Below are 23,630 nucleotides of genomic sequence, written 5' to 3'. Positions count from 1 at the left end.
TGGGGCGGCGCTCGATCGCTCCTACCTAGGCAGCGTGATCGCCGTCGTCCATCATCCCGCCTATGTCGCGCCCGCACCGGCGCGCTCCACCTACCGCTGGAACAAGAATGGCCTGATCCGCGACCTGCTGCGCGAGGCGGGTGACTTCGTGACGTGGCACGAACCCGAAGCGATGCCCCGGCGCTGGCTGGAGGCAGTCCACGATCCCGATTACGTCGCCGAGGTGCTGGAAGCACGCGTCCCCGCGCCCAAGGCCCGCCGCATCGGCTTTCCGATCACCCCCGAAGTTGCGGCCCGTGCCGCGGCGGTGCCCGGCGGTACGTGGCTCGCCGCGCAGCTTGCACTCCGCCACGGCTTTGCCGCCAATACCGCGGGCGGCAGCCACCACGCGCTCGCCGATACCGGTGCCGGCTATTGCGTGTTCAACGATCTCGCGCTCGCCGCCGTGCGTCTGATCGACGAGGGCACGGTCGAACGCCTCGTCGTGGTCGACTGCGACGTCCATCAGGGCGACGGCACCGCGGCCTTGCTCGCCGGGCGACCAGGGATCGCCACCTATTCGATCCATGCCGAAAAGAATTTCCCCGCCCGAAAGGCGCGCTCGACGCTCGACGTGCCGCTCGCCGATGGCGTGGATGACGCCGGCTATCTCGCCACGCTGGAGGCGACGCTCGCGCCCTTTGTCGCCGAACACCGGCCGCAGCTGATCCTGTACCAGGCAGGCGTCGATCCGTTTGTCGGCGACCGGCTCGGGCGCCTGTCGCTCAGCCTCGATGGGCTGGTCGCGCGCGAACGGCTGATCGCCCGCCTTGCGGACGGCGTGCCGCTCGCGAGCACCGTCGGTGGCGGCTATGGCGACGACACGTTGGAGATCGCTCGCCGCCACGTCACCGCGATCCTGACCCTGGGCGAGGCGATGGCGCGCGGAGCCGCGATCGTCTGACCCCTTTCCACTGCGGCCAAGCTGCGGCATGAGCGCGCCCGACATGCCCGGGGACACATTTCAGCAACGCCTTTTCGCGCCCGCATTTCACCGCTTTCTCGACCGGATCGACACCGGGCTGGTGCGCGGTGGGATTGAGGCGCGGCTGCCCGATGGCACGCATCGGTTGCTCGGCGGGCGCAAGCCGGGGCCGGTGCCGCTCGTCACCATTCACCGCTGGCGCGCGCTCGTGCGCCTCGCCACCGGCGGTTCGGTGGGCTGGTACGAAGCCTGGGCGGACGGCGACTGGTCCAGCCCCGATCCGGTGCCGCTGTTCGACCTGTTCATGCGCAACCGCGTGCCGCTCGCCAATGTCGCTCGCGCCGGCGGTATCCCGAAGCTGCTGCTACGCGGCTGGCACGCGCTACGGCGCAACGACCGCAAGGGCTCGCGCCGCAACATCGCCGACCATTACGATCTCGGCAACGATTTCTACCGCGAATGGCTCGACCCCAGCCTCACCTATTCCAGCGGCATCTACGGTTCGGGCGATACGCTGGCGCAGGCCCAGCGCCGCAAGCTCACGGCAATCCTCGACCGCACCGGCACCGTGCCCGGCGACACCATTCTAGAAATCGGCTGCGGCTGGGGCTCCTTTGCCGCCACGGCATCGGCGGCGGGCCGCAGCGTCCACGGCCTCACCCTGTCCACCGAGCAAAAAGCGGAGGTCGACGCCCGCGCGCTTCCCGGCGTCACCGTCTCGCTCACCGATTATCGCGACATCACCGGCACCTATGACGCGGTCGCAAGCATCGAGATGGTGGAGGCGGTGGGCCAGGCCTATTGGCCCGCCTATTGCGACACGCTCGCCCGCGTCCTGAAGCCCGGTGGCCGCGCCGCGATCCAATATATCAGCATCGCCGACGACGTGTTCGAACGCTACGCCTCCAGCGTCGATTTCATCCAGCGATACGTCTTCCCCGGCGGCATGCTGCTGTCGGACAGCCGCTTCCGCGCCTTGTGCGAAGCGCGCGGCCTCGCCTGGACCGATCACCACGCCTTCGGCCTCGATTATGCGCAGACGCTGCGCCACTGGCGCGAACGGTTCGACAATGCCGACAAGGCGGGCCGCCTGCCCGAACGGCTCGATGCCCGCTTCCGCGACCTGTGGCGCTATTACCTGATGTATTGCGAAGGCGGCTTCCGCGGCGGCGGCATCGACGTCGCGCAGGTCACGCTGGTCAAGCAGAGCTAGACAAAGTCCTCCCCCGCCAGGGGGAGGTGGCATGCCGCAGGCATGACGGAGGGGAGGTCAGGGTATCGCCCTGTTATGGAGGATCTGCTGTCCGCCCCCGTCACCGCCTCCTCCCCCTGGCAGGGGGAGGAATAACGCGCTGTCCAGACTGTCGATCAGCCCGAACCAAAGCTCGGCCCAACCCTCAGGCGTCTTCCACCTCGCGTGCCACCGGCGGATGCAGCCGCAGGCGATGGATACGCCGCTCGTCCGAATCGAGCACTTCGAACTTCCAGCCCGACGGGTGATCCACGCACTCACCGACGTGCGGCACATGCCCCGCCAGCACCGCCGCAAGGCCGCCCAGCGTATCGACGTCGCTCTCGGCTTCGCCCAGGCGAGGGTCGATCAGCTCGGCCGCATCTTCCAGCTCGGCGCGGGCATCCGCGTCCCACGCGCCGCCGTCGATCGGCACGAGTAGCGCGCTCGGCGCCTCGTCATGCTCGTCCTCGATCTCGCCGACGATCTCCTCGATCAGATCCTCGATCGTCACCAGGCCTTCGGTGCCCGAATATTCGTCGAGCACGATGGCGAGGTGGACATGGCGCTGGCGCATGTCGGCGAGCAGGTCCAGCGCGCCGCGGCTCATCGGCACGTACAGCGGTTCGCGGATCAGTCCGGCGATGCTCGTCGGATGGTCGGCGCCGGTCGCCAGGATGTTGAACACATCCTTGATGTGGACCATGCCGATGATCGTATCCAGCTGCCCGCGATAGACGGGCAGGCGGCTATGCCCCGCCTCCGCGAAGATCTGCACCAGATGCGCGAAGGTGGTGTTTTCCTCGACCGCGATGATGTCCGCACGCGGCACGCCGACATCGCCCGCGTCGCGCTCGCCGAAATGCAGCAGGTTGCGCACCATCTGCCGTTCCAGCGGTGTCAGGTCGCCCTTGGCGTCGGGACCGGGATCGTCCTCATGCCGGTCGATCGCCTCTTCCAGCTGGTCGCGGAGCGATTCCTCCTGCCCGCCGCCGAAGATCAGCGTGCGCAGCCCGCGCCAGATACTCGATTCGTTGGAGTCGCCGTAACCGGCGCTACTTCGGTCCTCTGCCATGGCAGTCTGTGTCAGTCCTCACGCACGAGATAAGGGTCCGCGATGCCGAGCGTGGCCAGAGCCTGACGCTCGATCTCCTCCATCGCCTCGGCCTCGTCGTCCCCCATGTGGTCGTAGCCTAGCAGATGCAGCGTGCCATGTACCAGCAGGTGCGTGGCATGTTCTTCGACGCCAACGCCCTTTTCGGCCGCCTCGCGTTCGCATACCCCATGCGCAAGCACGATATCGCCCAGCAACAGCTCGCCATCGTCGCTATTCTGGCTGACCGTATCGATCAGATCCGGCTGCACCATCGGAAAGGACAGGACGTTGGTCGGCTTGTCCTTCTGCCGATACTGACGGTTAAGCGCGTGGACCTCGTCATCAGAGGTCAGACGGACGCTGATCTCGACAGTCGCGGGCGTGGTGAGCAATTCGCCATGCGGCGTCCGCTCGATCGCCGCGCGCGCGGCCCGGACGGCGAGCGCGTCCCAATCGGTGGCGTCGGGCCAGGGCGTCTCATGGGCGAGTTCGATGTGGATCATGCAAGGTCCGTCTTCGAGAAATCGTCGCCCTTGTACAGCAGGCGGGCGTCATTGGTCTTGGCACAGGCATAAGCGAAACAATCGCCCATGTTGAGGCGGGCGGGGTGGCGTGAGCCTTTGCCGTAACGCGCCGCCGCACGGATCGCTTCATCCCGTTCCGGTTCGCCGATCGACACGACGCGCAAGCCGGCCTCATAGGCAAAACCGCTTACGGCTTCCGCTGCTTCGTGCAGCCTCACCTCCCGCAGACGGGCGATGGCGTGGGCAGCTTCCCACGCGCCGACCGCACAATACAGCCGGTCGTTATGCGCCTCGATCGCATCGGCCAAGTCGTCGGCCTCGGGTTCGCCATAGACGATCGCGACGATCGCCGAGGCGTCGACGAAGATGGTCAATCGTCGTTCTCGTCGTTGAGCGAATCGTAGAACGCCTTGTCCGCAACGAGGCCGGTCGAGCGACCCAGCGGATGTGCCTCGCGCCAGGCTTTCATGCGCTCGCGCAGCGGCACGCCGGGGGACCGACGCTCCTGCTCCAGCTCACGCTTGCGGTGGAGCAGGGCATCGTGGACCGCCGCCGTCTTGCTCGTACCGAGCAACTCGGCGACTTCGCGCGCCAGATCGGCGGTGTCCGCATTCTTGATGTAGAGCGACGCCATCGTCACCTCCGGTATATCCCGCCAAGGTGGCGAGGATATACGCTTCCGTCAACCGGCCCCCTCATAGGCCTCGACGATCCGCCCGACAATCGGATGGCGGACGACGTCGGCGCTGCTGAAGCGCGTCATCGAGATACCCTCGACGCCCTCCAGCCGCATCGTCGCATCGGCCAGGCCGCTTGCCGCGACGCCGCCGGGCAGGTCGGTCTGGTTGGGATCGCCGCAGATCACCATCCGGCTGTTCTGTCCGAAGCGGGTCAGGAACATCTTCATCTGCGCGGGCGTCGTATTCTGCGCCTCGTCGAGGATGACGAAGGCATCGGCGAGCGTGCGACCGCGCATGAAGGCGATCGGCGCGATCTCGATCTCGCCGCTCGCGATCCGCCGCTCGACCTGCTCGGCAGGCAGACAATCGTGCAGCGCATCGTAGAGCGGGCGCAGATAGGGATCGACCTTATCCTTCATGTCGCCGGGCAGGAAGCCCAGCTTCTCGCCCGCCTCGACCGCGGGGCGCGACAGGATCAGCCGCTGGACGCTGCCGGTGATCAGCTGCGACACCGCCTGGGCGACGGCGATATAGGTCTTGCCCGTACCCGCGGGCCCCAGCGCGAAGATCATGTCGTGCGTGCTCAATTCGCGCATGTAATGCGCCTGCGCCGGGGTGCGCGGCACGATCGTCTTCTTGCGCGTGCGGATCATGATCGACGGAATCGCGCTACGTTCGGTGCTGACGATGCCGTCGAGCGTCGGTTCGGCCGCCATCGCGATCGAGGCATCGACCAAACCGGTGTCGATCTCTTCGCCGCGCTGGATGCGCTGGTACAGGTCCTGCAACACGTCGCGCGCCAGCGCGACATTCTCGGCGGCGCCCTCCAGCCCGACGCGGTTGCCGCGTGCGGTGATGTAGACACCCAGCCGGTTTTCGAGCGCCACCAGATTCTGGTCATATTGGCCGAACAGCGTGGCGAGCAGCTGCGGCTTGTCGAACAACACCTCCGCCCGGCTGCGTTCACCGGAGCGGGCGGGGACGGGCTTGCGACTCATGCAATCCTTTCGTGCCGAAATGGCATGCACCGAATGTGGGATGCCCGCGCGCGAAAGGGAAGCGGCAAACGTGCCGATCTATGCGGCCTGCTTCACCCGCACCGCGCCTGCCATCGAGACCGGGCCGGCGGACAGCAGGTCGACCGTCACGATGTCCCCGATCGCCGCGTCGGTCATCATGTGCACCGATTGCAGCCAGGGCGACTTGCCGAGCATTTGGCCGGGCAGCTTGGCCTTGCGCTCGATGAGGACGTCGCACGTCCGGCCGACGCTCGCCTGGTTGAACGCCTGCTGGTCGCGGCCCAGCGCGGCTTGCAGGCGCTGCAGCCGTTCGTCCATCACCTCCGGCGGCACGGCGCCGGCCATGTCGGCGGCGGGGGTGCCGGGGCGGGGGCTGTATTTGAACGAATAGGCCTGCGCGTATCCGACCGCATCGACCAGCGCGAGCGTCTCGGCGAACTCCGCCTCGGTCTCACCCGGAAAGCCGACGATGAAGTCGCCCGACAGCGCGATGTCGGGGCGCACGGCGCGTACGCGGTCGAGCAGGCGCAGGTAGCTGTCGGAATCGTGGCTGCGGTTCATCGCCTTCAGCACCCGGTCGCTGCCCGCCTGCACCGGCAGGTGCAGGAACGGCATCAGGCTCTCGACGTCGCCGTGCGCGTCGATCAGGCCCTGCGCCATGTCGTTGGGATGGCTGGTCGTGTAGCGGATCCGTGCGAGGCCGGGGATGCGGTCGAGCACGCGGATCAGGTCGTGCAGGCCCCGCCCGTCGTCGTCCCAGGCGTTGACGTTCTGGCCCAGCAGCGTGATCTCGCGCGCACCCGCATCCACCAGCGCTTTCGCTTCGTCGACGACCGCCGCGAACGGACGGCTCACCTCGGCGCCGCGCGTGTAGGGCACGACGCAATAGGTGCAGAATTTGTCGCAGCCTTCCTGCACCGTCAGGAAAGCCGACGGCCCGACGCGACGCCGCGCGGGCAAGGCACCGAACTTCGACAGCAACGGCATGTCGGTGTCGAGCCCGGGCGCGCCGCTCGCCGCCTGCGCAACGAGGCCCGGCAGGTTGTGATACGCCTGCGGCCCCACCACGACATCGACGTTCGCACGGCGGACGATCTCTTCGCCCTCCGCCTGCGCGACGCAGCCGGCGACGGCGATCATCGGCGCGGCCCGCTCGGCGAGCCGCGCGTCCTTGCGCAGCCGGCCGATGTCCGAATAGACCTTCTCGGTCGCCTTTTCGCGGATATGGCAGGTGTTGAGCACGACCAGGTCCGCGTCGGCCGCGTCGGCGGCGGCGGTCATGCCTTCCGCGGTCATCAGTTCGGCCATGCGCTCGCCGTCATAGACGTTCATCTGGCAACCGAACGACTTGACGTGGAAGGTCTTGGGCGCAGGCTTGGGGCTGTCGGCGGGGGTCATGGCCGCGGGCCATACAGGAATGGGCTCGGCGTCGCTAGCGCCCCCCGCTTGACGGTCAGGCCGCGCCGATCGCCTCCCGCGCCCGCGCGGCGATCGCCTTGCGGCCGCCGATCTCGGCCGGGTCGAAGGCATCGAGCATATGCAGCGTCACCGGAAACGTGCCGCGGCGCCGCAGCACGCGCAGTGCATGGACCTGTCCCGGTTCGTCGCCGACCCACGCAAGCTCGGCGGTCGCCGGACCGTAATCGACCCGCACCGGCTGCACGCGGCCACCCGGCGGCGGCGGATCGAGCGCGGCGAGCAGCGCCGCCTTGAACGGCAGCAGCGTCGTGCCGTCGCTGGTCGTGCCTTCTGGAAAGATCGTCACCGCCCAGCCTTCGGCCAGCGCATCGCGCAGCCGGGCGATCTGCGCCGACACCTGCAACCGGTCCTCGCGCGTCACGAAGATCGTGCGGTTCAGCGTACACAGCCAGCCGACCAGCGGCGCCGCGCGCAGCTCCGCCTTGGCGACGAAGGCGCTGCCGGTCGCGCCGGCGATGGCGAGGATGTCGATCCAGCTCAAATGATTGGCCAGGAATACGACGTCGCGCTTCAGCGGCCGGCCGATCACGCGCACGCGCGCACCGACGATCCACGCGACGCTGCCCAGGAACAGCCGCGGCCAGGGCGAGGGCAGGCGGAACACCCGCCACAGGCCGTGGATGCAGAGCGCTGCGATCAGGGCGATCACCAGCGTCGCCAACCGGATCGCGAGGCGCAGGTTGGCGATCACGCGCCCGCGCTTATGCCTTGCGATCGAGGCTGACGCCGTACAATTCCATGCGATGATCGACCAGGCGGAAGCCCAGCTTCTCGGCGATCGCCTTTTGCAGCTGCTCCAGTTCCGGATCGACGAATTCGATGACCTTGCCCGTCTCGACGTCGATCAGGTGATCGTGATGCGCTTCCGGTGACGGTTCGTAGCGCGCGCGGCCGTCGCCGAAGTCATGGCGATCCAGGATGCCGGCCTCTTCGAACAGGCGCACGGTGCGATAGACGGTGGCGATCGAAATGCCGGGATCGATCAGCGACGCGCGCTCATACACCTTTTCGACGTCGGGATGGTCTTCAGCTTCCGACAGGACGCGCGCGATGACGCGACGCTGTTCGGTGATGCGCAGGCCCTTTTGATTGCACAGGGCTTCGAGGTCGATCTTGCGAGGCATGAGCACCGTGTAGAACAGTGCGCTTGTTGCGAAAAGCGAAACCGACTCGCAACAGTGATCGGGTGCGACGATCGATCGAGCCCGGTCGCCTTACACCGCCCGCCGATACGTATGCGCGTCGAACGCCTCGCCGCCACGTCCGCGATAATAGCCGCGCCGCTCGCCCACCTTGGCAAAGCCCTGCTCGGTATACAGCGCCACCGCAGGATTGTTCGCCCGCACCTCCAGATGCAGGTCCGCGATGCCGCTCATCTGCGCCTCGGCGATCACCGCGCGCAGCAGGGCGGTGCCGATGCCCCGCCGACGAAAGGCGGGATCGACCGCGAGCAGCAGCAGCTCCGCCTCTTCCATCACGCTGCGCACCATCGCGAATCCGGCGGGCCGATCGTCGACCAGCGCCAGCGTCAGTCGCACGCCCGGCATCGCGAGCACCCCCAGGCACTGGTTGCGGGTCCACGCCTCGCCATAGCGTGGGTCGAAGGCGGCGGTCATCAGCGCGTCGACCGTCGCGACGTCGCGCGGGTCGCCGGTGCGCAGCAGGATCTGGTGCGTCGCCATCAGGCCGCCGGCTCCGGCACGCGGCCGCCGGGCAGCTTGGCATCGGGCGCACGGCCATAGACCGGACGCGCGGGCAGCGTCTGCAACGCCTCGGGCAGCAGCAGAGCGTCGCGCGCATCGGGCAAAGCGGGCTGGCCGGTGAGGTCGGGGGCGACCTGTTGCAGCCAGCGCAGGCCGTTGCCGACCGGATAGCGTTCGCCCAAAGCGGCGATTGCTGCCTCCGGCTTCAGCGAGGCGAGTGCATCGAGCGGCACCGGTCCGGCCGCGAAGCTCTGCACGAACACCTCGCCATGCCCGCCCTCCAGCATCGCGGCGATCTGGCCCTCACGCCCGCCGGCAAAGGCGGCCGCGGCGAGCAGCGACAGACTGGAATAGCCGGCGACGGTGCTGCCCCAGCCAAGCGCCAGCGCCCGGGCCGCGGCGATGCCGACGCGCAGGCCGGTAAAGCTGCCGGGGCCGACGTCGACCAGGATATGCCCGGCGCGTCCGCCATCGGGCAAAGCGGCAATCATCGGCAGCAACTGTTCGGCATGGCCGCGCCCGACCTCGCGATGCTCGGCGGCGATGACCTGCCCGCCTTCGATCAGCGCGATCGAGCAGGCGGCGGTGGCGGTGTCGATGACGAGAGTGCGGGCAGTCATGATGAAGCGCCTGCTTTGCGGCAGCCCGCGCGCCGGGGCAAGATGCGAGTGGCGGTTACCACATGCCCCCCGTCACCCCGGACTTAGTCCGGGGTCCACTCTGCGGCGAGGGGAACGGCAAGAGGCTCCAGCTCCACCCCCGCGGGATGGTGGACCCCGGACCAAATCCGGGGTGACGACGGATATGCGGAAGGACGCTCACAATCCCCGATCGGCGACGGATTTACGCGACCGTGTTGAATTTCTCGAACGCCGGCCGCGGCGAGCGCGGGTGCAGGCTGGCGGGATCGCCATAGCCCAAGGTGGCGATGAAGTTGCTGCGCACGCCCGGCTGGTCGGCGAAGAACGCCTTGTCCACTGCGCCCTGGTCGAAGCCAGACATCGGCCCGGTATCCAGCCCCAGCGCCCGTGCCGCCAGGATAAGATAGCCGCCCTGCAACGACGAATTGCGGAACGCAGACGCGACGCGCAATTCGGTATTGCCGTCGAACCAAGACTTGGCGTCGGTATGCGGGAACAGTTCGGGCAGATGCTCGTGGAACTCGACGTCCATGCCGATGATGACGGTGACGGGCGCCTTCAGGATCTTGTCGCGATTGCCCTCCGATGCGCAGGCGGCGAGCTTCGCTTTGGCCTCGTCGCTGACACACCAGACCAGCCGCGCGGGCAGCTGGTTGGCGGAGGTCGGACCCCATTTCATCAGATCCCAGATCTGGCGCAGTTGCTCGTCGCTCACCGGGCGATCGGTATAGCCGTTGAAGGTGCGTGCGGTGCGGAACAGCGTGTCGAGCGCGGCGTCGTTCACGGCTTCGCTCATCAGACGGCCCTCACTTCGGTGACTTCGGGAACATAATATTTCAGCAGCTGCTCGATACCGTTCTTCAGCGTCGCGCTGGACGACGGGCAGCCGGCGCAGGCGCCCTGCATGCGCAGGTACACCTTGCCCTTGTCGAATCCGCGATAGACGATGTCGCCACCGTCGTTCGCCACCGCCGGGCGCACGCGCGTGTCGATCAGCTCGCGGATCTGCGCGACGATCTCGGCATCGGCGGGATCGTCGGTCGTCACTTCGTCGCTGTCGCCCGCCGGCACGCTGAAGCCCGCGCTGCCCTGGCGGAACAGCGGCATGTTGGCGGCGAAATGATCGAGCAGGATCGCCAGCACGTCAGGCTTCAGGCCGACCCAGTCGACGCCCGGCGCCGCTGTCACCGACACGAAGTCGCGGCCGAAGAACACGCCGGTCACATCGCCCAGCGCGAACAGCATCTCGGCGAGCGGACTCGCCTCCGCTTCCTCGGGCGTCGCGAAATCGCGCGTGCCCGCGTCCATGACGATGCGGCCCGGTAGGAACTTGAGGGTCGCCGGATTGGGTGTGGCTTCGGTCTCGATCAGCATGGGGGCCATGTGGACCGCGTGCGGCTGCGGATCAAGCACAGCCGCAGAAAGGCTTTGTTTCCCGTCGCGAAGCGGGGAGCCTCAGCCCACCCGCTCGCGATGCCCCGCCGGGAAGCCCGCGATCGCCAGCGCCGCGATCCGCTCCGCCACCACTTCCGGCGGCTTCACCGACTCCGGCGCCTCGCCCGGATAGGCGCGCGCGCGCATTTTGGTCCGGGTCGCGCCGGGATCGAGGATCACCGTTCGGATGCCGCTGATCTCGCTTGTCTCGTCGCCATAGGCGCCGATCAGCGTCTCGAACGCCGCCTTGGACGCGCCATAGGCACCCCAATAGGCACGCGGGTTGCGCCCGACGCTGGAGGTAACGCCGATCACCTTGGCCGCCGGCGCCTTGCGCAGCATCGCATCGAACGCCTGGATCATCGCCACTTGCGCGCTAACGTTCAGCGTCAGCACCTGCGCGAATTCCTTGGGATCGATCGCCGGCACTGCCGCCAGCGTGCCCAGCATGCCGGCGTTGAGAACCAGCACGTCCAGCGCCTGCCAGCGTTCGCCGACCGCGCTTGCCAGCCGGGCGATGCTGTCGGTCTGCGTCATGTCGAGCGGGGCGATCGTCGCCGATCCGCCCGCGTCGAAAATCGTTTCCTCAACCGCCTCCAGGTCTTTTGCCGTCCGCGCGGTCAGCACGACATGCGCGCCCGCCGCCGCCAGCGCGATGGCGGTCGCGGCGCCGATGCCGCGGCTGGCGCCGGTGACGAGCGCGAGCTGGTTGTCGAGTGGTTTGGCCATCAGTTCACCCGCTCTTCGAGCATCGCGAACTGGTCGACGTCCGCCACGTCGTCATGGTCGGTCAGCGTCGTCGGATAGTCGCCGGTGAAGCAGGCGTCGCAATATTTCGGCAGGCGCGACGCGCGCTGTTCCTCGCCCAGCGCCTTGTACAGGCCGTCGATCGAGACGAAGGCGAGCGTGTCGGCATGGATGAAGTCGGTCATGCCACCGACGTCATGCTTGGCCGCGAGCAACTTGGCCCGCTCCGGCGTGTCGACACCGTAGAAGCAGCTGTGCCGCGTCGGGGGTGATGCGATGCGCATATGCACCTCGGCCGCGCCGGCATCGCGCATCATCTGCACGATCTTCAGGCTGGTCGTGCCGCGGACGATCGAATCGTCGATCAGCACGATGCGCTTGCCCTTGATCAGCGCGCGATTGGCGTTGTGCTTCAGCTTCACGCCCAGATGGCGCACCTTGTCGCCCGGCTGGATGAAGGTGCGGCCGACATAATGCGAACGGATGATGCCCAGCTCGAACGGAATGCCCGATTCCTGCGCATAGCCGATCGCCGCCGGCACGCCCGAATCGGGCACCGGGATGACGAGGTCGGCCTCGACCGGCGCCTCGATCGCCAGCTGCGCGCCGATCGCCTTGCGCACCGAATAGACCGACTGGTCGCCCGCGATCGAATCGGGGCGGCTGAAATACACCCATTCGAAGATGCACGGCCGGGGCGCCACCGCTTCGAACGGCTTGATCGATCGGATGTCCGTACCCTGCACGATCACCAGTTCGCCCGGCTCCACCTGCCGTTCGAACGTCGCGCCGCACACGTCGAGCGCCACGGTTTCGGACGCGAAGATCACCGCGCCGTCCAGGCGCCCCATCACCAGCGGCCGAATCCCCAGCGGATCGCGGCAGGCGATCATGCCCTCGGGCGTCATCACGACCAGGCTATAGGCGCCCTCGACCTGCTTCAGCGCATCGATGAACCGGTCGAGCAGCGTACGGTAGTTCGACGTCGCCACCAGGTGGATGATCGTCTCGGTGTCGCTGGTCGACTGGAAGATCGATCCACGCCGCACCAGCTCACGCCGCAGCTTCATCGCGTTGGAAATATTGCCATTGTGCGCGACCGCAAAGCCGCCGGTCGACAGGTCGGCGTACAGCGGCTGGACGTTGCGCAGCGCCGTCTCGCCGGTCGTCGAATAGCGGACGTGGCCAACCGCGGTGGTGCCGGGTAGCGCGCGGATCACGTCGTCGCGATCGAAATTGCCCGCGACATGGCCCATCGCGCGATGCGTGTGGAACAGCGTGCCGTCGAAGCTGCTGATCCCGGCGGCTTCCTGTCCGCGGTGCTGCAGGGCGTGCAGCCCCAGCGCGACCAGCGCCGCGGCGCTATCGCTGCCGGACACGCCAAACACGCCGCATTCCTCGCGCAGCGTATCGCCGTCTTCGGTCGTGGTTTCGAACGGATTGGTAGTCAGCATGGGGAGGGGGCTCACATGACGGCGGGTGGCCATATAGGAGCGCAATCCGGCTTTGTCGCGCATTTGTCATGACCGATCGAACCGTTTCCCCCGTCCGCTCGTTATGGCGCTTTCGGGAGTGGAGTCGGACGATGGCAAAGGATCACGGCGCACAGATCAAGGACGACGGCCTGTACGAAGAGCTTCGCAAACAGGGCAATTCGAAGGAAAAGGCCGCGCGCATCGCCAATGCCAAGGCGAACGGATCGCTCGACCACAAGGCGACACACCTGGAAGATCGCACCAAGGCCGACCTGATGAAGGAAGCCCGCGAGATCGGCATCGAAGGCCGATCGACGATGGACAAGCCCGCGCTGATTAAGGCGATCCGCGGGCATAAGTGAGGGTAAGTGCTAGAGGCGCGCGAACGTCGCCCCACTTCACCCGTCACCCCGGACTTGTTCCGGGGTCCACTCCGCGGCTGGGGGGATGCCAAGAGGCTCTAGCCGACCCCCCGCGGCCCAGTGGACCCCGGACCAAGTCCGGGGTGACGGGGGGGGGACCCCTATCACGGGCCCGCTACGTTCCCCTTACGCCGCAAGCCGCCCAGATCTTCCGGCCCCTTCGCCACGGGAACCAGCACCCACACTGCCGTCCTCGCAGCCAATGGCACCGCGCCCTGCAAGGCCTGCTAATTCATGCACTGCGGCTGCCCCACCACTCCCCGTCACCCCGGACTCGGTCCGGGGTCCACTTCGCGGCCGGGGGGACGGCAAGAGGCTCTAGCCGACCCCTGGCGGCCCGGTGGACCCCGGACCAAGTCCGGGGTGACGGCGCGTTTGCGGATGCCTACCGGCCGCCCGACACGGCATCACCCTTGCGCCGCACGCCGCCTAGGTCCTCCGGCCCCTTCAAGGCTGGAACAGGCACCGTCGTCGCCGCAGTCACCGGCACGGCGCTCAGCAACACCTGCTGCTTCATACACTGCCGCCGGTCCGCGCGTTTGGTCAGCGCACAATTCCACAACGGTCGCTCAATCCCCGCATCCCGATCGCGCCAGTAACTGAACGCCATCGCCGCCACTTGCTCGGTCGTCAGCGGCGTCGCGGCGGGCGTCGCGGCGGCTTCGGTCCAGCCCGAAAAACGGCAGGTCTTGCGCTCCCCGCAGGCCTTCATCGCCACCGCGGGATACAGGTCCGGCATCACGCCCTTGGGCAGCGTCGCGAGGATCGTCTCGTTCGTCCCGTCCGCCACCGGCGTCGTCGCTGCGACCGTCGCGGCCGCACCATCGTCGCCCAGCATCCCCAATGCCTCCGCCGCATCGAGCAGCGCCGTATCCGCTTCGGCGAGCGCCGCGCCGGTCTTGTGCGCATCGGACACGGAGGCGAGCTGGGCGATCACCGGCTCCGCGGAACTCACCTGCCGGTTGAACGCGGGCGGCGTGCCCCACCATCCCGTCCAGCGGAAAAACAGATGGCTGTGCACCGCGACCACCTTGTCCAGGCTCGCCTGCCAATAGGGGACGACCCAGTCGGTGTGGTAATGCGTCGCATAGCCCACCGGCCGATAGACCGCGCCGGATAGGGCGGCGTTCGCCGCGCTGCGCGCGCGCCGCCATTGGTCGGCGGTCGGGGTCCAGCGGCTGAGCGCATGGTCGCAGGCGAAGCTGAACTGGCAGCCGGTGCTGCGCTCCTGCCCTTCGAAGATCACGCCGCAGATCGTCTTCGGAAACGCCGGATGCCGCAGCCGGTTGAGCACCACCTGCGCGACCGCACGCTCGCCCTCGGCATCGTCGCCCGCCTCGTACAGCACCCCTGCCGCCATGCAGTCGAGCGCCCGCGCCCGGTCTTCCGCGCCCCCGGCGAAGCGGAACGGCCGCGCGGCGGGATTGGGCAGGGTGGAGAAGGGGATGGCGTCATTGTACGCCTTGGCATCCTCGGCCGACAGGTCGACGAACGCGACCGGCTCGACGTCCGGCACTTCGGCGGCAGGCACGACGTGGCGCGGGGGAAGCCGGACCGCCTTATGCGCCTTCGGGATCGTCGGCGGGTGCGCCACCACCCACGCCGGCACGCCGATCGCGAGCAAGGCGGTGACGGCCAGCACGGGGCGTAGCCAAAGGGGGTAGGGGGCCGCGCCGCCGTGATTCGCCGAAGTCATTACGGCTGTGTGTGGTTGCGATTGCCGCATTAGGCAATCCGGCTCCCCCTTGTCCGTCATCCCCGCGAAGGCGGAAATCCAGACACGCTACCGTGGCGGATCGAGCCGACAGGGCAGCCAGTCTGGATCCCCGCCTGCGCGGGAATGACGGGGAGAGCTTACTGCTCCGGCAGGAAGTCCGGCACCGACAGATAGCGCTCGCCCGTGTCGTAATTGAACCCGAGCACACGCACGTTATCCGGCAGGTCCGGCAGCTTCTGCAGGATCGCCGCCAGCGTCGCGCCCGACGAAATTCCGACCAGAATGCCCTCTTCGCGCGCCGAGCGTCGCGCCATGTCCTTGGCGACCGCGGCATCCACCTCGATCACCCCGTCCAACGCCTGGGTATGCAGGTTGCGTGGGATGAAGCCCGCCCCGATCCCCTGGATGGGGTGCGGCCCGGGCTGGCCGCCTGCGATCACCGGCGACGCCGCCGGCTCGACCGCGAAGACCTTCAGGTTCGGCCATGCCTTCTTCAGCGTCTCGGCAACGCCGGTGATATGGCCGCCGGTGCCGACGCCGGTGATGATGACGTCGATCGGCGAATCGCGGAAGTCGTTCAGGATTTCCTGCGCCGTCGTGCGGACATGCACGTCGACGTTCGCACCATTTTCGAACTGCTGCGGCATCCATGCACCCGGCGTCGCATGCACCAGCTCGATCGCGCGCTCGATCGCGCCCTTCATGCCCTTCTCGCGCGGGGTGAGATCGAACGTCGCGCCATAGGCGAGCATCAGCCGCCGCCGCTCCAGCGACATCGATTCGGGCATCACGAGGATCAGCTTATAGCCCTTCACCGCCGCGACCATCGCGAGGCCGACGCCGGTGTTGCCGCTGGTCGGTTCGATAATCGTGCCGCCGGGCTTCAGGTCGCCGTTCGCCTCCGCCGCCTCGACCATGGCGAGCGCGATACGGTCCTTGATCGATCCGCCGGGGTTCGACCGTTCGGATTTGATCCAGACCTCCGAATCGGGGAACAGCTTCGACACGCGGATGTGCGGCGTGTTGCCGATCGTTTCCAGGATGGTGTTGGCCTTCATGGCTTGGCGTCTCCGTGGCTAGGTTCGGTTTGCAGGATCTCTGGCGGGTCAAAGGTTCGCGCGGCGCCGAGTTCCGGAAACAGCCGCGCCCACAGCAAGGTCACACCGATCGCGCCCAGCCCGCCGAACACGACCGCGCCCACCGGGCCGAGCAGCGATGCCATCACCCCGCTCTCGAATTCGCCCAGTTCGTTGGACGCCGAGATCGTCAGCTGCGACACCGCGCTCACCCGCCCACGCATCGCATCGGGGGTGTGGAGCTGGATCAGCGACTGGCGGACGTACACCGACACCATGTCCGCCCCGCCCGCGACGATCAGCGCGACGAGGCTGAGCAGGAACGCCGGATGGACAAACACCGCGACGCTGCCGAGCTGAACCGTCCGCGTCGCCAGGCCGAGTGCGCCCGTGACATGGCTCGCGATGCCGAAGGTCAGGATGGACAGGCCGAACACAACGACCGCGGCGAGCATCTTGACGCCGACGTTGGTGCTCATCGGCTTGAACGAGAACCAGATCGCGGTGGTCGCCGCACCGATCCCCATGCCCGCGGCCAGCACGCCCAGCCCCTGCGACCCGACATGCAGGATGTCGCGCGCATAGACGGGCAGCAGCGAGGTCGCACCGGCGAGCAGCACCGCGAACAGGTCGAGCGTGATCGCCGCCTGCACCAGCCGGTTGCGGCGGACGTAGGAAAAGCCCTCTGCGATTCGCGCCAGCGGCCGGTGGTCGGGCTGCGACGGCGGCTGCGGCACGGGGCCGATCAGGAACATGAAGGTCAACGCGACTGCAAACAGCACGGTGGCGACGCCATAGGCGACCTCGGGGTGGATGGCGTAGAGCAGCCCGCCGACGCTGGGGCCGGCGATCGTGCCCACCTGCCACGCGATCGAGCTGACCGCGATCGCGGTCGGCAGGCTCTCGCGCGGCACCAGATTGGGCGCGAGCGCCGAATAGGCGGGACCCGAAAATGCCCGCGCCACGCCGAACGCCACCGCCGCGGCGAACAGCGCGATCAGCGTCAGGCGCCCCGACCAGGTCATGAACCACAGCATTCCCGCCGTCGCGACCAGCAGCGCGGTGGTGCTGCGCACGATCCAACGCCGGTCGACGCTGTCGGCCACCAGGCCCGTGACCGGGGTCAGCAGGAACAGCGGCACGAACTGAGCAAAGCCGATCATGCCCAGCATGAACGCCGCCTGCCGCACGTCCATCGTCACACGCGCGAGGTTGTAGACCTGCCAGCCGATCACGATCGACATCGCAGATACGGCGATCGTCCCGCTGAACCGCGACAGCCAATAGGCGCGGAAGTTGGCGATGCGGAACGGATGGACGGGGCGCGTGCTCATGTCGGACGAGCTTTGGCGCGGGCCGAGGGGAAGGGCAACATAGTTGCGCTTTGGTGCCCCTCATGTTCTGCCCACTCTTCGTCATCCCGGCGGACGCCGGGATCCATGGTTGCGGGCGGCTGATGGTGATGCGCCATCGCGAGCGTCGCGTGTCCGTGGATCCCGGCGTGCGCCGGGATGACGAAAGAAGCCACCAGAAACGCTACGTCACAGCCATCTTACCCCAGGGAATTGATGTTCCCCGTGAACCCGGCCTATAGGCTCGGTCACATCCCCAGGACCGTTGAGGTAATACGTGGCCAAATCGCCTGCTCCTCCCGCCGTACCGCTCAGCAATCGCGAGCGTCCCGCCGATCCCAAGCCGTTCGAGGCGACGAAGGAGCAACTGCTCGACTTCTACAAGCAGATGCTGCTGATCCGCCGGTTCGAGGAAAAGGCGGGCCAGCTCTATGGCTTGGGTTTCATCGGCGGCTTCTGCCACCTGTATATCGGCCAGGAAGCGGTCGCGGTCGGCCTGCAGTCGGCGCTGGACGGCGACAAGGATTCGGTGATCACCGGCTATCGCGACCACGGCCACATGCTCGCCTATGGCATTGATCCCAAGGTGATCATGGCCGAACTGACCGGCCGTGCCGCCGGCATCAGCCGCGGCAAGGGCGGCTCGATGCACATGTTCTCAACCGAACATAAGTTCTACGGCGGACACGGCATCGTCGGCGCGCAGGTGTCGCTCGGCACCGGTCTCGCCTTCGGCCACAAGTACAGCAACGACGGCGGCGTCTGCCTCGCCTATTTCGGTGACGGCGCGGCCAACCAGGGCCAGGTCTACGAAAGCTTCAACATGGCGGAGCTGTGGAAGCTCCCGATCATCTTCGTGATCGAGAACAACCAGTACGCCATGGGCACCAGCGTCAACCGCGCCTCGTCGGAAGACCAGCTCTATCGCCGCGGCGAAAGCTTCCGCATCCCCGGCATCCAGGTCGACGGCATGGACGTCCTCGCCTGCCGCGGCGCCGCCGAGGAAGCGCTCGCCTGGGTGCGCGCGGGCAAGGGGCCGGTCATCCTCGAGATGAAGACCTATCGCTACCGCGGCCACTCGATGTCCGACCCCGCCAAGTATCGCAGCCGCGAGGAAGTGCAGGGCGTTCGCGACAAGTCCGACCCCATTGACCACGTCAAGAAGCTGCTTGAGGGCCACGGTGTGACCGAGGCCGATCTCAAGACGCTCGAACAGGATATCCGCAAGATCGTGAACGAAGCCGCCGATTTCGCCGAAAGCACGCCCGAGCCCGAAGAGGCCGAGCTGTATACCGACGTGCTGGTGGAGACCTACTGAGATGGCGATCGAGATTAAGATGCCGGCGCTGTCGCCGACGATGGAAGAGGGCACGCTCGCCAAGTGGCTCGTCAAGGAAGGCGACACGGTGAAGTCCGGCGACATCATGGCCGAGATCGAAACCGACAAGGCGACGATGGAATTCGAAGCCGTCGACGAAGGCACGATCGGCAAGATCGTCGTCGCCGAAGGCACCGATAATGTGAAGGTCGGCGAAGTCATCGCCGTGCTGCTCGAAGACGGCGAGAGCGCCGATTCGGTCGCCACGACGAAGAGCGACAGCCCCAAGGCGGACGAGGCCAAGCCGGCGGACAAGGTCGAGGATTCGGCTCACCCCGCGCAGGAAAAGGTCGAGACCGGCACGCGCCAGATGTTCGAAGCGGCCGAGAACGAGGGCAAGCAGGACCCGGCGATCCCTGAAGGCACCGAGATGGTGAAGACCACCGTCCGCGAGGCTTTGCGCGACGCGATGGCCGAGGAAATGCGCCGCGACGAGCGCGTGTTCGTGATGGGCGAGGAAGTCGCCCAGTATCAGGGCGCGTACAAAGTCACCCAAGGGCTGCTCGACGAATTCGGCGACAAGCGCGTCATCGACACGCCGATCACCGAATATGGCTTCGCCGGCGTCGGCACCGGTGCGGCGATGGGCGGCCTGCGCCCGATCATCGAATTCATGACGTTCAACTTCGCCATGCAGGCGATCGACCACATCATCAATTCGGCGGCCAAGACCAACTATATGTCCGGCGGCCAGATGCGCTGCCCGATCGTGTTCCGCGGTCCGAACGGCGCAGCGAGCCGCGTCGGCGCTCAGCACAGCCAGAACTACGGTCCGTGGTACGCATCCGTCCCCGGCCTGATCGTCATCGCGCCCTATGACGCGGCCGATGCCAAGGGCCTGCTGAAGGCCGCGATCCGCAGCGAAGACCCCGTCGTCTTCCTCGAAAACGAGCTGATGTACGGCCGCTCGTTCGACGTGCCGAAGCTGGACGATCACGTCCTGCCGATCGGCAAGGCGCGGATCATGCGCGAAGGCAAGCACGTCACGCTCGTCAGCTATTCGATCGGCGTCGGCCTGGCGCTCGAAGCCGCCGAGACGCTGGCGAAGGACGGCGTCGAGGCGGAGGTCATCGACCTGCGCACGCTGCGTCCGCTCGACACCAAGACGGTGCTGAAGAGCCTCGCCAAGACCAACCGCCTCGTCGTGGTCGAGGAAGGCTGGCCGACCTGCTCGATCGCCAGCGAGATCGCCGCGGTGGTGATGGAACAGGGCTTCGACGACCTCGACGCGCCGGTGCTGCGCGTCACCAACGAGGACGTGCCGCTGCCGTATGCCGCGAACCTCGAAAAGAAGGCGCTGATCGACGCCGCCAAGATCGTCGCGACCGTCAAGAAGATCGTCTGATACGGACGGGAAGGGGGCGGCTGCGCCGTCCCCTTCGACCGCTTACGCCGCGAACAGGTCGCAGGTCGACGGCTGGGCCGAATTGAGCGGATTGTAGATCTGCCGGAAGTCGCGATTGTTGCGGACGATCATCGACGCGACGTAATGCATGCGGAACGGCTTCGCGAGCCACGCGCTGACCAGCGGCTGATACTGGTAATTCACCTCGACGAAGATGACGCCCGTATCCGCGGGCGCGCTGACCATGCGGCCGGGATCGCCCATGCCGTTGGGGGCCAAGGTGCCGGCGTCCGACGACGTCGCGGTCGATCCGGCGGTCGCCGACGTCGTGCCATAGCTCGATTCATATCCCGGCCCGCGCTTCATCCCCATGCATCGCTGCCAGTGGATGCGCTGCACCCGCGCGCTGTCATAGCTTTGCTGGATATATTCCAGGCTGGAGATCGTGACCCGGCCGTACGTCCCGAGCTTCAGCGGCGCACCCTGCAACCGCGCCGCCTGCAGCACGTCGTTCATGTCCCCGTCGCGCATCTGCTCGATGTTGTTCGCCCCCATCTGCCCCATGCGGGAGGCATTGTCGGCGAGGGCGAGCGTGATCTGGCTGATCCGCATATGCGTCAGCGCCTGATTGCCCATCTCCGCGCCATACAGGCCCAGCGCCAGCACGACCGGCCCGGCGAAGGCGAATTCGATCATCGCCACGCCGCGGCGGTTGCGCGCCAGCCGCCGCCACAGGGTCTGGTATTGGGGGGTCAATTGCATAGACGATTCACCGTCGGCGCCGCCTGCGTCGCATAGGGCTGGTTCTTCAGCAGCGTCTCGGCGGTCACCGTCTGATAGGGCGAGGCGCCGATCAGCGGCGCGACCGGAAAGATCCGCGGATAGGTGATACGGATCCGATACAGCGTCACGTCGTTCGCGCCGCCTTGGCCGGTCGTGCCCGGCTCCGCATCCCAGCTGCCGTTACCGTTGATGTCGCGATAGCATTCGCCCGGATCGCGCTGGTTGTTGCCGTTGGTATCCTCGAACGGTTCGGGGCCGACCGCGCTGAACGTCGCGTAGCTGAGCCGCGTCGAGCAATAGGTTCCCGGCATCGGCGTGGTGGCGCAGGACGCGGTCGGCATCGCCATGACGCCCGTCATCATCTGTAGCACGCGTGCGTCGATGGTCGCGGTCTGCTGCGCGCCGCCCTGGATCCCCGAATCGCGCGCCGCCTTTTGGATCGCGCCGTACAGCAGCTGCTTGACGTACATCTGGTACAGCATGTCGCCGAGACCCATCATCATCAGCGCCATCACCGGAAAGATGATCGCGAACTCGACGAGGGTGACGCCGCGCCGGTCGCGACCCAGTCGCGACAGCAGTCCGCGGCCAATCCTCATTTCGACACCCGCAGCAGCGCCACCTGGTTCGCGATCCGGCGGAAGGCCGCGTCGAGCGACGCATTGTCGCTGGCGTAGAAGGCCTGGCCGGGCGAGGCGCATTGCGTCAGCTGCGGCGTCAGCGTCTGGCCGAAACCGATGACGAACACGGTGATGTTGCGCGCCTTGGCCGCGGTGCATTCGGCGAGGAAGCGGGCATTGTGATAGGGGATCAGGCCATTGGCATCCGTACCGGTGCTCGCGACCCGGCCGTCATAGGCCTGCAGCCCGTACATGCCGTAGATCATCGGGTTGGGCGCCATGTCGCCGTCGGTCATGAACACGATATACCGATTGGGCGCCTGACGCCCCGGCCAGGCGGCGGTATCGGTCGCGAACAGGCCGGTCGGCGACAGCAGCCGCGTGCCCCAGATCATGCCCGTGTCGTGATAGGTGCCGCCCTGCGCCTTGAAATCGACAGCGTTGACGTAATCGGACACGTCGCTGCGGGTCATCACGCCGAGCCGGCGCACGGGCTTGCCGCACGACACATAGGCCGCCCGCAGGTTCGCGGTGTAGGCGAGCGACGTCCAGGTCGCCGTGGCGTTGGTCGTCGTGGTCGACACGTCGCCGTACACGAAGGGCGAAGTCGGCGAATAGGGCCGCGCGGTATTGCCGGCATTGGGGTTCGACGTCGAGCCGCGATAATAGACGACCTCCGGCCACATCGGCCGCCAGCGCGTCGCATCGCTGGCCGCGACGGCATCGGGATCGAGGTCGGGCGGCAGGTTGCCCTGGTCGAAGCTCAGCGCACCGTAGGTGGTATTGCGCTCCTCCAGGCACCCCTGCCATTTGGCGGTCTGCCCGGTGACCTTGCTGGGATCGGGCACCGCATTGCCCAGCTTGAATTGGCTGACGTCATACGACACCGGCTGATATTGCCAGACCGGCATCTTGGGATCGGTGGTGACGGTGCAGGTGCCGCCGGAATAACTAGACCAGCTCGACGTGACATATTCCGCGGTGCCGTCGGCGCGGAACACGTACGTCGCGACCGATCCGTCGGGGTTGATTACGTTCTGCGGCGAACGTCCCGTCGCGCGGTTGTTGCAGTTTCTCTGCGAGACATTGTAGCTGGTGCTCGACGTATCATCGCCATTGTTGGTTTCGCCGACGATCCGCCGCGACTGATAGGTCCAACTGTCGACGATCGCGCTCGATGGCAGCGCGAACCCGGCATTGACTGTCGACGTATAGGTGACGAAGCCATAGCGCACGTGCGTCGACGTATCCGCATTCGCCGTCATCGTGTCGTAGAAGCTGAGCACCGCCGATCGTAGGCCTGAAATCTTGGATCCATCCGCCTCGACCGCATAATAACCGGTCGTCCCATCGGGACGGGTGTAGGTACTGGTCTGGTTCGTGCAGCTGTTGGCGGGCGTGCAGGCCATCGACCCGGTCGTGTCGAGCACGAACATGACGTCCGAATCGGCGACATCGAAGCGCGCTTCGCACGTCACGGTCATCGTCCGCGCCGGCATGCCGAACATCTTCATCACCGTCGTCGGCACCCGGACGGAGGCGGTGCCGGCGACCTGATTGTCGCTCGTCTTGGTCGGCGTGAAGGGCACGGTCGCGTTGGTATAGGCTGGCGTCCCCATGATCCCGCTGGGGAAGTTGTTGGCGAAGAACGTCTTCGCCGTCGCCGCCGCGGCTGCGTCCAGCGTGCTGCTGCTACTGTCGGCCATCGCCTTGCGGCCGGCCAGCGCGCCCGCATCGCACGCCTGTTGCAACCGCACCTTCACCAGATACATGCGTCCGAAATCGACAGCCGATCCGGTGAGTGCGGACATCGGGATCAGGAAGGCGGCGAGCATCGCGAGCGTATTGCCGCCCTTCGCCCGGGCGAAGCGGGACAGGAACGAAGGCTGGCCGTGGGTATCCGTCAGTTGCCGATCGATCGTCACGCCGCGCGAGCCCTGTCCA

At 67.1% G+C, this 23,630-nt stretch carries 25 protein-coding genes; 5 read left to right on the top strand and 20 right to left on the bottom strand.

What is annotated here, in order from left to right; translation table 11 throughout:
• Window positions 1–34 precede the first annotated feature (34 nt).
• Window positions 35–943 carry a histone deacetylase family protein gene (locus ACP690_RS12450; protein WP_426261261.1) on the top strand — a complete coding sequence of 303 codons (909 nt, stop codon included), beginning with the start codon at window positions 35–37 and terminating at the stop codon, window positions 941–943.
• Between the two features lie 28 nt (window positions 944–971).
• Entirely contained in the window at window positions 972–2,177 is a 1,206-nt protein-coding gene (locus tag ACP690_RS12445) for a class I SAM-dependent methyltransferase (protein WP_426261262.1), read from the top strand.
• 184 nt (window positions 2,178–2,361) lie between these two features.
• On the opposite strand, the gene ACP690_RS12440 is transcribed toward ACP690_RS12445, so the two are convergent.
• The 14 genes from ACP690_RS12440 to purF all read right to left on the bottom strand — a co-directional run bounded on the left by ACP690_RS12440 (window position 2,362) and on the right by purF (window position 12,972).
• Window positions 2,362–3,270: a hemolysin family protein gene (locus tag ACP690_RS12440; RefSeq protein ID WP_063689446.1), complete on the bottom strand. Its 909-nt coding sequence runs from the start codon at window positions 3,268–3,270 to the stop codon at window positions 2,362–2,364.
• 11 nt (window positions 3,271–3,281) lie between these two features.
• Window positions 3,282–3,794, bottom strand: coding sequence for an rRNA maturation RNase YbeY (ybeY, locus tag ACP690_RS12435; RefSeq protein ID WP_426261263.1), 513 nt, complete (start codon window positions 3,792–3,794; stop codon window positions 3,282–3,284).
• Window positions 3,791–4,189: a type II toxin-antitoxin system VapC family toxin gene (locus ACP690_RS12430; protein WP_426261264.1), complete on the bottom strand. Its 399-nt coding sequence runs from the start codon at window positions 4,187–4,189 to the stop codon at window positions 3,791–3,793. Before ACP690_RS12430 ends, ybeY begins: the two co-directional genes overlap by 4 nt.
• A complete protein-coding gene (locus ACP690_RS12425) occupies window positions 4,186–4,449 on the bottom strand; it encodes a type II toxin-antitoxin system VapB family antitoxin (RefSeq protein WP_426261265.1) in 264 nt (87 codons plus the stop codon). The genes ACP690_RS12430 and ACP690_RS12425 overlap by 4 nt, the downstream gene beginning before the upstream one ends.
• Before the next feature lie 48 nt (window positions 4,450–4,497).
• On the bottom strand, window positions 4,498–5,493 hold the full coding sequence (locus ACP690_RS12420) for a PhoH family protein (protein ID WP_043059261.1): 996 nt from the start codon (window positions 5,491–5,493) through the stop codon (window positions 4,498–4,500).
• Between the two features lie 78 nt (window positions 5,494–5,571).
• Entirely contained in the window at window positions 5,572–6,912 is a 1,341-nt protein-coding gene (gene miaB, locus ACP690_RS12415) for a tRNA (N6-isopentenyl adenosine(37)-C2)-methylthiotransferase MiaB (RefSeq protein WP_426261266.1), read from the bottom strand.
• Between the two features lie 55 nt (window positions 6,913–6,967).
• Window positions 6,968–7,684 carry a lysophospholipid acyltransferase family protein gene (locus ACP690_RS12410; RefSeq protein ID WP_426261267.1) on the bottom strand — a complete coding sequence of 239 codons (717 nt, stop codon included), beginning with the start codon at window positions 7,682–7,684 and terminating at the stop codon, window positions 6,968–6,970.
• A gap of 10 nt (window positions 7,685–7,694) precedes the next feature.
• Window positions 7,695–8,117 (bottom strand): Fur family transcriptional regulator, encoded by a 423-nt coding sequence (locus ACP690_RS12405; RefSeq protein WP_017978916.1) that lies wholly within the window; start codon window positions 8,115–8,117, stop codon window positions 7,695–7,697.
• A 90-nt stretch (window positions 8,118–8,207) separates the two neighbouring features.
• On the bottom strand, window positions 8,208–8,675 hold the full coding sequence (locus ACP690_RS12400; protein ID WP_426261268.1) for a GNAT family N-acetyltransferase: 468 nt from the start codon (window positions 8,673–8,675) through the stop codon (window positions 8,208–8,210).
• Window positions 8,675–9,316 carry a tRNA (adenosine(37)-N6)-threonylcarbamoyltransferase complex dimerization subunit type 1 TsaB gene (tsaB, locus tag ACP690_RS12395; protein WP_426261269.1) on the bottom strand — a complete coding sequence of 214 codons (642 nt, stop codon included), beginning with the start codon at window positions 9,314–9,316 and terminating at the stop codon, window positions 8,675–8,677. Before tsaB ends, ACP690_RS12400 begins: the two co-directional genes overlap by 1 nt.
• Window positions 9,317–9,539: 223 nt before the next feature.
• The gene (locus ACP690_RS12390; RefSeq protein ID WP_426261270.1) at window positions 9,540–10,133 is read right to left on the bottom strand and encodes a malonic semialdehyde reductase; all 594 of its coding nucleotides are present in this window, start codon (window positions 10,131–10,133) and stop codon (window positions 9,540–9,542) included.
• The gene (locus tag ACP690_RS12385) at window positions 10,133–10,711 is read right to left on the bottom strand and encodes a NifU family protein (RefSeq protein WP_024310548.1); all 579 of its coding nucleotides are present in this window, start codon (window positions 10,709–10,711) and stop codon (window positions 10,133–10,135) included. Before ACP690_RS12385 ends, ACP690_RS12390 begins: the two co-directional genes overlap by 1 nt.
• A gap of 81 nt (window positions 10,712–10,792) precedes the next feature.
• Window positions 10,793–11,500: an SDR family NAD(P)-dependent oxidoreductase gene (locus ACP690_RS12380; protein ID WP_426261271.1), complete on the bottom strand. Its 708-nt coding sequence runs from the start codon at window positions 11,498–11,500 to the stop codon at window positions 10,793–10,795.
• The gene (gene purF, locus ACP690_RS12375) at window positions 11,500–12,972 is read right to left on the bottom strand and encodes an amidophosphoribosyltransferase (RefSeq protein WP_043059267.1); all 1,473 of its coding nucleotides are present in this window, start codon (window positions 12,970–12,972) and stop codon (window positions 11,500–11,502) included. The genes ACP690_RS12380 and purF overlap by 1 nt, the downstream gene beginning before the upstream one ends.
• A gap of 131 nt (window positions 12,973–13,103) precedes the next feature.
• Here purF and ACP690_RS12370 point away from each other — a divergent pair, with 131 nt between their 5' ends.
• Entirely contained in the window at window positions 13,104–13,355 is a 252-nt protein-coding gene (locus ACP690_RS12370) for a DUF7218 family protein (RefSeq protein WP_426261272.1), read from the top strand.
• Between the two features lie 445 nt (window positions 13,356–13,800).
• Here the strand turns inward: ACP690_RS12370 and ACP690_RS12365 are convergent, their stop codons facing one another.
• From ACP690_RS12365 to ACP690_RS12355, 3 genes are all read right to left on the bottom strand, one after another.
• Window positions 13,801–15,057 carry a cell wall hydrolase gene (locus ACP690_RS12365; RefSeq protein WP_426261273.1) on the bottom strand — a complete coding sequence of 419 codons (1,257 nt, stop codon included), beginning with the start codon at window positions 15,055–15,057 and terminating at the stop codon, window positions 13,801–13,803.
• A gap of 212 nt (window positions 15,058–15,269) precedes the next feature.
• Window positions 15,270–16,190, bottom strand: coding sequence for a cysteine synthase A (gene cysK / locus ACP690_RS12360; protein WP_017978907.1), 921 nt, complete (start codon window positions 16,188–16,190; stop codon window positions 15,270–15,272).
• Window positions 16,187–17,542, bottom strand: coding sequence for an MFS transporter (locus tag ACP690_RS12355; RefSeq protein WP_426261274.1), 1,356 nt, complete (start codon window positions 17,540–17,542; stop codon window positions 16,187–16,189). The genes cysK and ACP690_RS12355 overlap by 4 nt, the downstream gene beginning before the upstream one ends.
• A 295-nt stretch (window positions 17,543–17,837) precedes the next feature.
• Between ACP690_RS12355 and pdhA the strand changes: the two genes are divergently transcribed.
• The gene (pdhA, locus tag ACP690_RS12350; protein ID WP_017978905.1) at window positions 17,838–18,878 is read left to right on the top strand and encodes a pyruvate dehydrogenase (acetyl-transferring) E1 component subunit alpha; all 1,041 of its coding nucleotides are present in this window, start codon (window positions 17,838–17,840) and stop codon (window positions 18,876–18,878) included.
• Window position 18,879: 1 nt separating this feature from the next.
• Window positions 18,880–20,283 carry a pyruvate dehydrogenase complex E1 component subunit beta gene (locus ACP690_RS12345; protein WP_017978904.1) on the top strand — a complete coding sequence of 468 codons (1,404 nt, stop codon included), beginning with the start codon at window positions 18,880–18,882 and terminating at the stop codon, window positions 20,281–20,283.
• Between the two features lie 42 nt (window positions 20,284–20,325).
• On the opposite strand, the gene ACP690_RS12340 is transcribed toward ACP690_RS12345, so the two are convergent.
• Genes ACP690_RS12340 through ACP690_RS12330 form a run of 3 tightly spaced genes read right to left on the bottom strand, consistent with a single transcriptional unit; the run spans window position 20,326 to window position 23,611 of the window.
• A complete protein-coding gene (locus tag ACP690_RS12340) occupies window positions 20,326–21,045 on the bottom strand; it encodes a TadE/TadG family type IV pilus assembly protein (RefSeq protein WP_426254606.1) in 720 nt (239 codons plus the stop codon).
• Window positions 21,036–21,665: a TadE/TadG family type IV pilus assembly protein gene (locus ACP690_RS12335; protein WP_426261275.1), complete on the bottom strand. Its 630-nt coding sequence runs from the start codon at window positions 21,663–21,665 to the stop codon at window positions 21,036–21,038. Before ACP690_RS12335 ends, ACP690_RS12340 begins: the two co-directional genes overlap by 10 nt.
• Window positions 21,662–23,611, bottom strand: a complete 1,950-nt coding sequence (locus ACP690_RS12330) for a pilus assembly protein TadG-related protein (protein ID WP_426261276.1) — start codon at window positions 23,609–23,611, stop codon at window positions 21,662–21,664. Before ACP690_RS12330 ends, ACP690_RS12335 begins: the two co-directional genes overlap by 4 nt.
• Window positions 23,612–23,630 lie beyond the last annotated feature (19 nt).

Source organism: Sphingomonas sp. DC4900 (assembly GCF_049896485.1).
Taxonomy (GTDB): domain Bacteria; phylum Pseudomonadota; class Alphaproteobacteria; order Sphingomonadales; family Sphingomonadaceae; genus Sphingomonas; species Sphingomonas aquatilis.
This window is presented reverse-complemented; position numbering and strand designations above follow the sequence as displayed.

Bases quoted from the DNA above. Each gene is read 5' to 3' on its own strand.
- ACP690_RS12445 (WP_426261262.1), top strand. From the start codon at position 972: ATGAGCGCGCCCGACATGCCCGGGGACACATTTCAGCAACGCCTTTTC.
- ACP690_RS12440 (WP_063689446.1), bottom strand. From the start codon at position 3,270: ATGGCAGAGGACCGAAGTAGCGCCGGTTACGGCGACTCCAACGAATCG.
- ybeY (WP_426261263.1), bottom strand. From the start codon at position 3,794: ATGATCCACATCGAACTCGCCCATGAGACGCCCTGGCCCGACGCCACC.
- ACP690_RS12425 (WP_426261265.1), bottom strand. From the start codon at position 4,449: ATGGCGTCGCTCTACATCAAGAATGCGGACACCGCCGATCTGGCGCGC.
- ACP690_RS12420 (WP_043059261.1), bottom strand. From the start codon at position 5,493: ATGAGTCGCAAGCCCGTCCCCGCCCGCTCCGGTGAACGCAGCCGGGCG.
- miaB (WP_426261266.1), bottom strand. From the start codon at position 6,912: ATGACCCCCGCCGACAGCCCCAAGCCTGCGCCCAAGACCTTCCACGTC.
- ACP690_RS12405 (WP_017978916.1), bottom strand. From the start codon at position 8,117: ATGCCTCGCAAGATCGACCTCGAAGCCCTGTGCAATCAAAAGGGCCTG.
- ACP690_RS12400 (WP_426261268.1), bottom strand. From the start codon at position 8,675: ATGGCGACGCACCAGATCCTGCTGCGCACCGGCGACCCGCGCGACGTC.
- tsaB (WP_426261269.1), bottom strand. From the start codon at position 9,316: ATGACTGCCCGCACTCTCGTCATCGACACCGCCACCGCCGCCTGCTCG.
- ACP690_RS12390 (WP_426261270.1), bottom strand. From the start codon at position 10,133: ATGAGCGAAGCCGTGAACGACGCCGCGCTCGACACGCTGTTCCGCACC.
- ACP690_RS12385 (WP_024310548.1), bottom strand. From the start codon at position 10,711: ATGCTGATCGAGACCGAAGCCACACCCAATCCGGCGACCCTCAAGTTC.
- ACP690_RS12380 (WP_426261271.1), bottom strand. From the start codon at position 11,500: ATGGCCAAACCACTCGACAACCAGCTCGCGCTCGTCACCGGCGCCAGC.
- purF (WP_043059267.1), bottom strand. From the start codon at position 12,972: ATGCTGACTACCAATCCGTTCGAAACCACGACCGAAGACGGCGATACG.
- ACP690_RS12370 (WP_426261272.1), top strand. From the start codon at position 13,104: ATGGCAAAGGATCACGGCGCACAGATCAAGGACGACGGCCTGTACGAA.
- cysK (WP_017978907.1), bottom strand. From the start codon at position 16,190: ATGAAGGCCAACACCATCCTGGAAACGATCGGCAACACGCCGCACATC.
- ACP690_RS12355 (WP_426261274.1), bottom strand. From the start codon at position 17,542: ATGAGCACGCGCCCCGTCCATCCGTTCCGCATCGCCAACTTCCGCGCC.
- ACP690_RS12345 (WP_017978904.1), top strand. From the start codon at position 18,880: ATGGCGATCGAGATTAAGATGCCGGCGCTGTCGCCGACGATGGAAGAG.
- ACP690_RS12340 (WP_426254606.1), bottom strand. From the start codon at position 21,045: ATGCAATTGACCCCCCAATACCAGACCCTGTGGCGGCGGCTGGCGCGC.
- ACP690_RS12335 (WP_426261275.1), bottom strand. From the start codon at position 21,665: ATGAGGATTGGCCGCGGACTGCTGTCGCGACTGGGTCGCGACCGGCGC.